Raw genomic sequence first — 10,509 nt, 5'->3', positions numbered from 1 at the left:
ATAGATATTACATCCATTTTTCACCTAGTAATTCTATAATGCAAACCTAAAGGCCACGGCGGACACGCGCTATTGTGCATCTTTTGGCTAAAATACGGACGCCCCCCACGCATAGGCAAACTCCTCAGGTTTTGGTAACAATAGCTCGTTAAGAAAGGCAATTACAAACTAAAACCATCGTCAAACATGCCTCTGCCTTTCCCTACCCTCCGCCCGAATTTCTTAACGCCAAAATCTGCAAGGCGGAAATTTATATCCTCTATCTAGTTTAGTGTAGCAAATCCAACTCATAAAACCTTGATCCCGTTATTACAAGTAGCTATCATCTTTGACGAAACGTTTAGAAAGAATAAAGCGCTGAGGCCGGCACAAAAGCGAGCCTGTCCTGAGTTTACTCAGGAGGGTGGGGGGATTTCGGGGGAAAGGTTTTTTATCTTGATCTCCTGCCTGCAGGTTGGGTATTTCCAGGTCCAAAAGTAGGAAGAAGAATTAGCGACCACTAAATAATCGAACCTTTGTCCTTCGGCAGCCCTAATCAAGGCAATCAGCACTTAACCTTCGAAAACGAGGGAACGAATGCATTAACGGAAACATGTCAATTTCCCCAGCATGCTGTTGGGTGCCCAGATCCAGGGATGTCAAAAGCTATACACCCCGGCTGTGCCCCGAAAGAAAGATTTGCATAGAGTAGAGCTATCCCTCCCTATAAAAATGAGGGGACCGCAATCATTCCATTTTTCATCGTGCCAGTTCGGTATTCTGTCCGTGATTTTCCCATTTGGTCCATATAAGCTATACCATGATCCTTCCGACAGGCGGATAAAAAAAACGAAACTACCAGGAAAATCAATTTGAAATACCTGCTATCCATTTTTAATTTTCCCAATCAAATTGAACCACCTTATACCTCAATTGACTTTCATCAAAATCCGGATGATATTCGTTGTTTATCGAGACATACAACCCATCCTTTCCTACAAAATGATTGGTATGTCCGTATACCTTGGGTTCTGGCTACCGTAACCGGTAATGGATTTCCCTTCCATAGCTGGGAATTCAGGTAGTTCGCTATTTATTAATTGATATTTCGAAACAATACAATGAGTATTAAAAAATTTTGGTGGTGGTTTTCCGGCCCTTCCAGTAAAAAAGTAGGGGAATAGAAATCAAAAATTCCGGCAGAGTTGAAAAGAAGAACACTTATCACGCCTCTGGGGCTCAGGAGCGCACTAAAAACAATATTGGTATCAACTACCCCATTCAGTTGATAAATTTGCTTTTGTTTTTATTCCACCAGGATGATTTCGAATCAGTGGCTAATTTATCAATTTGTTTGTGGCTGGCTTTGCTTTTTGAAGCAATCTCTCTGAATTTGACATAGTCGATAATTCGTTGGAGCCCCACCAGATCGGTTCCTGAGGGGACCCGGATGACAATCTCGTTATTTGTTCTTTCGATTTCCATATACGAATATACTCAAAATCTTAAAATTAAGTTTACCCTTTTTGAGAGGAGTTTGGAACTGCTCCCTCCTACCCACGTTTGTGTATAAGGAGATATTTGCTATTCCTGTTGCTCCTATATTTGGACAGAGCGACCTGTCAGGTTTCTGATCTTCTGCTGGCCTAACCGGGATTCTGGCTTCCCTAACGAGCAAGTGATTTCCTAATATTAAAGCGGATATCATCCGAGCTGCCTAAAATATGCGGCTGGGATCAATCGTAAAAGGTTAGTCATTTCATCCCGGTCCCTTTTACCTCCACTTCATAACTTTGATGAAAAACAAATTCCACTACCCCCATTTTATTTGTAAATTGAACCATGGAAGAAAATCGCTCCAACAGGGTAAAAGAACCCGCAGCGGAATACGGGCCCTATTCTTATGCAGACTATCTTCTATGGGACCTGGAGGAGATGGTGGAAATCATCAAGGGGCGGTATTTTAAAATGAATGCCGCTCCCAAAAGGCTGCACCAAAAAATATCCCTGCACATAGCCACCGAATTGTACCAATTCTTAAAAGGTAAGCCCTGTGAAGTCTATGAAGCTCCCTTTGATGTGCGCTTACCGGTAAAATCATTGAAGAACGAAGAAATTTTCACCGTGGTGCAGCCGGATATTTGTGTGATTTGCGATCCAAAAAAACTGGATGAGGCCGGTTGCCTGGGAGCGCCGGAACTGATCATCGAAATTCTTTCCCCGGGGAATAACAAAAAGGAACTCCAATATAAATACGAAGTCTACGAAGAAAGTGGGGTGAAGGAATACTGGATCATTCATCCGAATGAGCAGACCCTGCTGGTGTATACACTCAAAGCGGACAAGTATGTACCCTCCCGGTTATTTACCAGTGGAGATAGCGTCAAATCAGCATGTATCGAAGGATTTGCGCTGGATTTGGAATCGCTTTTTAAGGAAATGGAATAGCGAGCGAGTAGACCTGTCAGGTTTTGGAAACCTGACAGGTCTGGATGCAGACAAGCCTTCTCCGGCGGCCCTATTCTTGTGAAAATAAGGTAGTAAACTTTAGATTCCTTTGCAATTGATGGAATTAACTTCTATCTTTGTGTCCCTTTTTGAGGGTGAAATGTATTTAACAAGCTAATTATTAAACGTTTACACAGTGAATACTTTAAGCTATAAGACCATATCAGCGAACGATGCCACGGTGGATAAAAATTGGGTGATAGTGGATGCCCAATCCAAAATCCTCGGCCGCTTTGCGAGCGAAGTGGCAAAAATGTTGAGAGGGAAGCACAAGCCTAACTTTACCCCTCATGTGGACTGTGGTGACAACGTGATTGTCATCAATGCCGAGAAAATCAGGCTTACAGGCAAGAAATGGAACGAAAAGGTGTACGTTCGCCATACAGGATACCCGGGAGGACAGCGCATAGCGACCCCAAAAATCCTGATGGAGAAGGCTCCCCGGACCTTGGTAGAGAAAGCCGTCAAAGGCATGTTGCCAAAAAACAGGCTGGGCAGAAAAATGTACACCAACTTGTACGTATATGCCGGTTCAGAACATCCTCACAGTGCGCAGAAACCAAAAGAAGTAAAACTTTAATGCCAGCCATCAATGGAAGTAATTAACAAAATCGGAAGAAGAAAAGAATCCGTAGCCAGAATTTACATGAAGGCCGGAAACGGCAACATCACCGTAAACAAACGGGCGCTGGACAAGTATTTCCCCTTTGAGTTGCACCAAATTGTGGTAAAGCAACCCTTGGTATTGGTCAACGAAGACGGAGCCTTCGACATCAATATCAATGTAGACGGAGGAGGAATCAGTGGACAGGCCGAAGCCATCCGTATGGCTATCTCCCGGGCATTGTGCGAAATCAATGAGGAGCATCGCGGACCGTTGAAAAAAGAAGGATTTCTTACCCGTGATTCCCGAATGGTGGAACGTAAGAAAGCTGGACGAAGAAAAGCAAGAAGAAGATTCCAGTTCTCTAAACGATAATTGCGGATAATCTTTTCCACAAACTATAAAAACAACAATTTTATTAAATGGCCAATATAGAATATAAAGACTTACTGGATGCTGGTGTTCACTTCGGACACTTAACAAGAAAGTGGGATCCTAAAATGGCACCCTACATCTTCATGGAGAAGAATGGGATCCATATTATTGATCTAAACAAAACGCTCGTTTGCCTTGAAGAAGCATCCAACGCAATCAAGCAGATCGTTCGCTCAGGCAAAAAAGTCATGTTTGTAGCAACGAAAAAACAAGCCAAGGACCTGGTAACGGAAGAAGCCAAAAGGCTCAAAATGCCATTCGTTACAGAAAGGTGGCTGGGAGGCATGATGACCAACTTCGCCACCATCCGTAAATCCTTGAAGAAAATGTCCACCATCGACAAGATGTCCAAGGACGATGCTTACAGCAACCTGGCGAAAAAAGAGCGGTTGATGATCAGCCGTCAACGGGAAAAACTGGAAAACGTACTGGGTGGCATCGCCGACCTTACCCGTCTTCCCGCGGCCCTGTTTATCGTAGATATCAAAAGGGAACACATTGCCCTTTCGGAAGCCAAAAAGCTGGGCATTCCGGTGTTTGCATTGGTGGATACCAATTCAAACCCAAACCTGGTGGACTTTCCTATTCCTGCCAATGACGATGCATTTAAATCCATTTCACTCCTGGTGAAAGCCTTCGGTGCAGCCATTGAAGAGGGTTTGTCTGAACGAAAGAAAGATAAAGACGAAGCCAAACTTTCCGAAGAGGAAGAAGCAAAAAAAGCAGCCGACGCTGAAACCAACGAATAATCCACTTTGACATTTTATATAAAATTGGACACGGGCAATGGCCTCGTGTTCAATTTTTGTTTTACTGTCAGCACCTAATTTTCAATCAAAAAAAAATACATAGACCAATGGCTATTACTGCACAAGAGGTAAACAAATTGAGACAAAAGACCGGCGCCGGTATGATGGACTGTAAAAAAGCCCTTACCGAAGCAGAAGGAGATTTTGAAAAAGCTATTGACATCCTGAGAAAAAAAGGACAGAAGGTTTCCGCTTCCAGAGCAGACAGGGAAACCAAAGAAGGAGTGGTCGCCACACATGTCAGTGCAGATGGCAAAACCGGTACTCTTATCTCCCTTACCTGTGAAACCGACTTTGTTGCCAAAAACGACGAATTCGTCAGCTTTGCCAATTCCATATTGGAAGCCACCGTAAAAGGAAATGCGGATTCTATTGATGCGGTAATGGCTTTGCCGTTTGACGGAAGCACCGTCGGCGAAAAAATCACTGAAATGACTGGTAAAATCGGTGAAAAAATCGAAGTTTCTCATCTGGAGAAAGTTTCCGGTGAAGCGGTAGAACCTTACATCCATTCCAATGGCAAATTGGGTGTACTCGTAGCACTCAACCAGTCCGGAGATGTGGTAACGGAGGCTGGAAAGGACGTGGCCATGCAGATTGCTGCCATGAACCCCGTCGCCATCGACAAAGACGGCGTAGATTCCACTGTAGTAGAAAGAGAAATTGAGGTCGGTAAAGACCAGGCAAGGCAAGAGGGAAAACCTGAAGCCATGCTGGAAAAAATTGCCCTGGGAAAATTGAATAAGTTTTACAAGGAGAACACCCTGCTTAGCCAGACTTTTGTAAAGGATCCCGGAAAGACCATCGCCCAGTACCTGGAAAGTGTCAATAAAGGCCTGACGGTAGTGGACTTCAAGCGTATTTCCATTGGCTAATCGCTTTTAACAAAGCATTATCAAATCAAAAACCTGGCCCTTTGTGGTCAGGTTTTTTTGTTTTCGGGTAAAATCCCAATCGAATTCTTCCGCTGCACCGGGATTCCATCCATTTCAGCTTTGCCGGGTATTATCCCTGCCTCCTAGGTTAGGTTGGCCCGATTAACCAATACCTGATCAGCCTGATATCTCAATTAAAGCAAATCCCCCTTTCAAAGAGGGCTGGGGGATTTTTTTCGTTCTCAACTAGCCAATCAATCAAATGTGAAAAATCAGAAAGGTACTTGACCGCTTCGATTAAACAATTTTGCCCTTAAACAATGAGTGGATTTTATTATTTAAATTTAAAAAAATAAAATTTTTTTGTGAATTAAAATGTGCATATCCCCCTTGCCCCCTTAAAAGGGGGATTTAGTTACAGTACCAGAAAGCGCTGGCAGTCCACTATTGCATGTGAATCGAATGGACGTTTACCCAATTAAAGCTGAATAAGTATCATTGAAACGGGCTGAAAAAGCTACTCATTAATACCGTTCCCGGTAAACCGCACGAATCCAAATCCCCCTTTTCCTCCGCCGCGGAGGGATTCTATATGCATTCGGGTTTACGGAATTTAGTAACCTTGGCGTTTATTAGCCCGATTGCATTACCCAATTTTAGCAAAAAATCTCAATTTCAGCAAATCCCCCTTTCAAAGGGGGCTGGGGGATTTAAAGACGAAAATAGCCCCGTCCTGAAATAGGCTTACGCAAAAAATGCGGTAAATGGAAAAAAGAGTAAACCTAATATAGGATAATGGTGCGTGAGCCGGCCTGAAACTGGTCAAAATACAAAAAAATCCCCCTTGCCCCCTTGATAAGGGGGAATGGTAGCCGTTTGGCTTTACGGAATTCAAAACCCTAACGGTCCTTCAGCCCGATTACATTTTCTAATTTTAGCAAAAAATCCCATTTTCAGCAATTCCCCCTTTCTCAAAGGGGGCTGGGGGATTTTGGGACGAAAATTGACTCGTCCTGAAAAAAGTTTACAACATACGATTTAAATCAACCCCGCCTCCTGAAGTATTTTGCCATGGTCAAAGGCAAGTTCCGGAAGCTCGGAGAGCGAAAACCATGCTGCCTCGCTGCTATCTGACCCTGCCCGGGCGGCCAGGGTATGTTCGATGAGGAACAAGAAAGCCACACTTACCATCCAGCCTCTGGGATCCCTGCCCTTTTCTGCAAAAACGCCCAGCATTTTACCTTCCGGCAATTCCAGGTCTGTTTCCTCTTTCAGCTCCCTTTTGCAGGCCTGTTCGGGTAATTCATACTTCTCGACAAATCCCCCGGGCAAGGCCCATTTTCCTTCAAAGGGTGGGTTTTTCCGCTTAATCAACAAGATTCGGTTTTCTGACCGATCGTATACCACCGCATCGGTGGTCAGCGCAGGTCGTGGATAGTCATAACGATACATATGCAGAAACGTTTGTATGGGGAACTTTTATTTCAAAAATTGTGCAACCTTTACTCATGGGGAAGTATAAAAAAAGGTTTCCCGCTACCTCTGCAACCAAAACAAAAAAAACTACCTTTCCCAAATTGAGAAAGGTAGTTCATTCACAATCTATTGTTCTGTATCAAGGTCAATCTGAATAATGTACGGTTTTGGATCTCCTTCCGAAACCTGTTCAAGATCTTCGCCATCGGAATCCGTTGCTTCGTAGGTATACACGTCACAACCGCTGGCGTCAGAAAGGGTAACTATGAAGTCAAAAGTTACCGAATGATCATCAGCCAATACCAATTGAAATTCCGTTTGGCCATCCAGGCTCTCTTCTGCCGCCTCCAGGGACTTAATAAAAGGCTGCTCATCAGAAGTCTCGTCTGCCTCCAGCGTAAGTTCAGTCATATCTGTGCCGTCCTGATAGTAAAGCTTGAAATCGGCTAGTTCGTAATCCGAACCTTCGTCCAGCAAGTTATTATCTTCCAGATCGGTAACCATCAATTGCAAGGGTGTCAGTGTTTGATCCGTGCAGGGTTCCTCCTCTTCATTGCAGCTCATTAAATTTATAATAAGCAAGCCGGAGCTTAATAAAAGCGTCATTTTTCTAAGAATAGTCGTCATTTTTTGATTTTTTTTGGTTAACTAAAAACAATTGAGCGCTCATTGTTTCCCATACGAGGTGAGCATGCAAAGTGCTACAGCAGTACCCTAAAAAACTTTTTTTATTTCCGGTACTTAAAAAAAATCCCACTTAGAGAGGTCAACACGGTGATCAGAAAAAACAGCAGGCTAAAGGCAACCGCCACGTTCCGATCGATACCCACCAGATCGTGGGCATACACGAATACCAGTTCCCTGGCCCCTACCCCACCGATGGTCAGGGGCAAAACCGATACCGTGCTGGATACCAGGAAGACAAACAGGTAGGTTACGAATTGTTGTTCCACCTCCAGGGCGGTCAGGATAAAGTAGGCACTGAAGAGCTGCAAGACCTGGTTTAAAAAGGAGTACCCTGTACTTGCCGGAATGGAGGACATAAAGGGTCTAAAAAAAAGATACATCACCAGGTAAAAACCAAAAGGAAGGGCTAACATGGCCAGCAGGCCCAACCAAAATAAGGAAATGGGGTATTCCCATGGCAGGTCCAGAAATAGCATCAACCCAAACATCAGCCACAGGAGTACGGCAAGCCCGTTCCCCCGGTCCAGCAACACGCAATGAATTAACTTTTTCACGGGCGCCTTATGGATTTTGTTCAACAGATAGACCTTATACCCGTCCCCCCCAATGCCTCCCGGCAGGAAAAGGTTGTAAAACATGCCGATGGCATATAATTTCAAATTTTCGATTTGGGGTAGGTTCAGGCCAATATCCTGAAAATACCGGTTTAACCGAAAGGCACTAAATACTTTAGAGACGACAAAAAATATCCAGGCCAATGCCAACCAGCCAATATGTGCTGACTGAATGACTCGCCAGGTGGTCTTGGTATCGATTTTGTTAAAAACCAAATACAGCGCTGCTCCGGTTAGGAGTATTTTTAGTAAAAGTTTAACTCGCTTCCTGACCACCTTGATGGGTTGCTTTCACGGTATAGGTTTTTTTATTTTGTGACTCAAAATAGGTACGGACGATAATTTCGGCCACGATGCCGGTAGTGATCAACTGTATACCTCCCAGCACCAAAATGGAGCCTACCAATAATATGGGTCTGCCCCAGATGTCTTCTCCCATTAATTTTACCACTAATAAGTAAAAGTTCACCAAAACACCCAAGGCCAGGGACAGTAATCCCAGGGTACCAAAAATATGGATGGGGCGCTGAAAATACTTCTGAAAGAAGAGCATCAGAATGAGGTCAGCGATCACTTTAAAAGTGCGGCTTAGCCCATATTTGGAAGTGCCGTGAATGCGTGGATGGTGTTTGACATCCACTTCGGTCATTCGGGCTCCTTCCTGCCGGGCAAGGACGGGGATGAAGCGGTGCAGCTCTCCGTACAAGCCCATGTTCTGGGCAATTTGAGCCTTGTAGATCCGCAAACTGCAGCCATAATCGGAAAGGTACACTTTAGTAGTGGTACGGATAAGCCAATTGGCCATTTTACTAGGCAGTTTTCGGAGCACAAAACCATCCTGCCGGTTAGCTCTTCTCCCGGCCACCACGTCCCAATCTTCCTTTTTAGCCATTTCCAGCATCATCGGAATATCGCTGGGGTCGTTTTGAAGATCACCGTCCATGGTCACAATATACTGGCCGTTGGAATGGTCTATCCCGGCTGCAAGAGCGGTAGTTTGGCCGTAATTTTTATTGAATACCAAAATTTTTGTCCGCTCATTGGCCAGGGCTTTCATCTTTTCCAAGGATCGGTCGGTGGAGCCATCGTCCACCAGAATCAGTTCGTAGCTAAGGGAGGAGAGGGCGGCATAAATCGCCTCCAATAAGGGAGGAATATTGCCTTCTTCGTTAAAAATGGTGACGACTACAGAGATCTCTGGGTGGGCCATAGGACAAAATTTTACCAAAATTACGTTTTTTTGAAAACGGGGACAAAAGAAGTCCTAAAAACATTCCTGACTAAATCTCCATTTGAACTCATTCGTGTCTATTGGCCCACCGATTTAAAATTCCTATATTGATGATGAAAAGCCAGGAATTCCTGGAAATTATCAAACCAAACTAGTAAACCCAATGAACACGCATTCCAGAAGAAATGCCCTCAAAACCATGGCGCTGGGCAGCAGCCTTGCCCTGGTCAGCCCCCTACAACTTTTGGCCCGTTCCAAAAAAGAAAAAATCGGAGTGGCTTTGGTGGGGCTGGGCTATTACAGCACCGACCTGTTGGCTCCTGCGCTGCAACAAACCGAGCACTGCTACCTGGCAGGGATTGTAACCGGCACGCCGTCTAAGGCGGTAGCCTGGAAGGAAAAGTACCAGCTGCCGGAGAAGAATATTTACAACTACGAGAACTTTGACAGTATTGCGGACAACCCGGATATCGACGTGGTGTACGTGGTGCTCCCTCCTTCCATGCATGCGGAGTACACCATACGGGCTGCAAATGCCGGAAAACATGTCTGGTGTGAAAAACCCATGGCGGTGACCAGCAAAGAATGTCAGGATATGATCGATGCCTGTGAGAAAAACAAGGTACAACTAACCATTGGCTACCGGCTGCAACATGAGCCCAATACCCAGGAATACCGCTCCATCGTTCGGCAAAATAAACTCGGGAAGGTCAACTATGTGGAATGCGCTGCCGGTTACCGGGAAAACAGAACCGACCACTGGAAGCAAAAGAAAGAAATGGGCGGAGGGGTCATCTACGATATGGGTGTCTATTCCATACAGGGTGCCCGCATGGGTACCAATATGGAGCCCATAGCGGTCGTTTCAGCTAAGGCCATCTCCACGCGTCCGGAAATATACCAGGACGGACTGGCAGATGTGGTGGAAGCCAAATTGGAGTTCCCCGGAGGCGTGCATGCGGACATCAAGACCAGTTTTGCGGAAAACATCAACTTCCTAACCATTGACTGTGCAGAGGGAGACATCGAAATGCAACCCTATTCGGCTTATGCAGGTGTGAAGGGCAAAAGCCCACTTGGAGAAATCAACCATCCCTACCAGGTTCCCTGGCAACAAGCGAATCAGATGGATGACGATGCCCTGGCCATCTTGGAAGATAAAGCCCCCCTGGTTCCCGGAGAAGAGGGATTGAGGGATATTAAAATAGTGGAAGCTATTTTGAAATCCGCCAAAAGTGGAAGAAGGGTAACGATTTAATTGAAAGCCTGCTTTTGGGAAGAAATGCCTTCC

The 10,509-nt window shown here is 45.0% G+C and carries 11 protein-coding genes; 6 read left to right on the top strand and 5 right to left on the bottom strand.

Annotated elements, in window-relative coordinates; all coding sequences use genetic code 11:
• Positions 1-1,260: 1,260 nt before the first annotated feature.
• On the bottom strand, positions 1,261-1,464 hold the full coding sequence (locus GJS45_RS22665; RefSeq protein ID WP_162344173.1) for a hypothetical protein: 204 nt from the start codon (positions 1,462-1,464) through the stop codon (positions 1,261-1,263).
• A 357-nt stretch (positions 1,465-1,821) separates the two neighbouring features.
• On the opposite strand from GJS45_RS22665, the gene GJS45_RS22660 reads away from it, so the two are divergent.
• The 5 genes from GJS45_RS22660 to tsf all read left to right on the top strand — a co-directional run bounded on the left by GJS45_RS22660 (position 1,822) and on the right by tsf (position 5,210).
• The gene (locus GJS45_RS22660; RefSeq protein WP_162344172.1) at positions 1,822-2,427 is read left to right on the top strand and encodes a Uma2 family endonuclease; all 606 of its coding nucleotides are present in this window, start codon (positions 1,822-1,824) and stop codon (positions 2,425-2,427) included.
• Positions 2,428-2,623: 196 nt separating this feature from the next.
• On the top strand, positions 2,624-3,067 hold the full coding sequence (rplM, locus tag GJS45_RS22655; protein WP_162344171.1) for a 50S ribosomal protein L13: 444 nt from the start codon (positions 2,624-2,626) through the stop codon (positions 3,065-3,067).
• Positions 3,068-3,079: 12 nt separating this feature from the next.
• The gene (gene rpsI, locus GJS45_RS22650; protein ID WP_162344170.1) at positions 3,080-3,466 is read left to right on the top strand and encodes a 30S ribosomal protein S9; all 387 of its coding nucleotides are present in this window, start codon (positions 3,080-3,082) and stop codon (positions 3,464-3,466) included.
• 47 nt (positions 3,467-3,513) lie between these two features.
• Positions 3,514-4,275, top strand: a complete 762-nt coding sequence (gene rpsB, locus GJS45_RS22645; protein ID WP_162344169.1) for a 30S ribosomal protein S2 — start codon at positions 3,514-3,516, stop codon at positions 4,273-4,275.
• A 107-nt stretch (positions 4,276-4,382) separates the two neighbouring features.
• The gene (tsf, locus tag GJS45_RS22640) at positions 4,383-5,210 is read left to right on the top strand and encodes a translation elongation factor Ts (protein ID WP_162344168.1); all 828 of its coding nucleotides are present in this window, start codon (positions 4,383-4,385) and stop codon (positions 5,208-5,210) included.
• A gap of 1,038 nt (positions 5,211-6,248) precedes the next feature.
• Here tsf and GJS45_RS22635 read toward each other — a convergent pair.
• From GJS45_RS22635 to GJS45_RS22620, 4 genes are all read right to left on the bottom strand, one after another.
• Positions 6,249-6,662 (bottom strand): NUDIX domain-containing protein, encoded by a 414-nt coding sequence (locus GJS45_RS22635; protein ID WP_162344167.1) that lies wholly within the window; start codon positions 6,660-6,662, stop codon positions 6,249-6,251.
• Between the two features lie 150 nt (positions 6,663-6,812).
• Complete coding sequence (locus GJS45_RS22630; RefSeq protein WP_162344166.1) at positions 6,813-7,250, bottom strand: hypothetical protein; 438 nt, start codon at positions 7,248-7,250, stop codon at positions 6,813-6,815.
• 164 nt (positions 7,251-7,414) lie between these two features.
• On the bottom strand, positions 7,415-8,263 hold the full coding sequence (locus GJS45_RS22625) for a lysylphosphatidylglycerol synthase transmembrane domain-containing protein (RefSeq protein WP_162344165.1): 849 nt from the start codon (positions 8,261-8,263) through the stop codon (positions 7,415-7,417).
• Positions 8,244-9,197: a glycosyltransferase family 2 protein gene (locus GJS45_RS22620; protein WP_162344164.1), complete on the bottom strand. Its 954-nt coding sequence runs from the start codon at positions 9,195-9,197 to the stop codon at positions 8,244-8,246. Before GJS45_RS22620 ends, GJS45_RS22625 begins: the two co-directional genes overlap by 20 nt.
• 184 nt (positions 9,198-9,381) lie before the next feature.
• On the opposite strand from GJS45_RS22620, the gene GJS45_RS22615 reads away from it, so the two are divergent.
• On the top strand, positions 9,382-10,476 hold the full coding sequence (locus GJS45_RS22615) for a Gfo/Idh/MocA family protein (RefSeq protein ID WP_162344163.1): 1,095 nt from the start codon (positions 9,382-9,384) through the stop codon (positions 10,474-10,476).
• Positions 10,477-10,509 lie beyond the last annotated feature (33 nt).

It is taken from the genome of Cyclobacterium salsum (genome assembly GCF_010119245.1).
Lineage (GTDB): Bacteria > Bacteroidota > Bacteroidia > Cytophagales > Cyclobacteriaceae > Cyclobacterium > Cyclobacterium salsum.
This window is presented reverse-complemented; position numbering and strand designations above follow the sequence as displayed.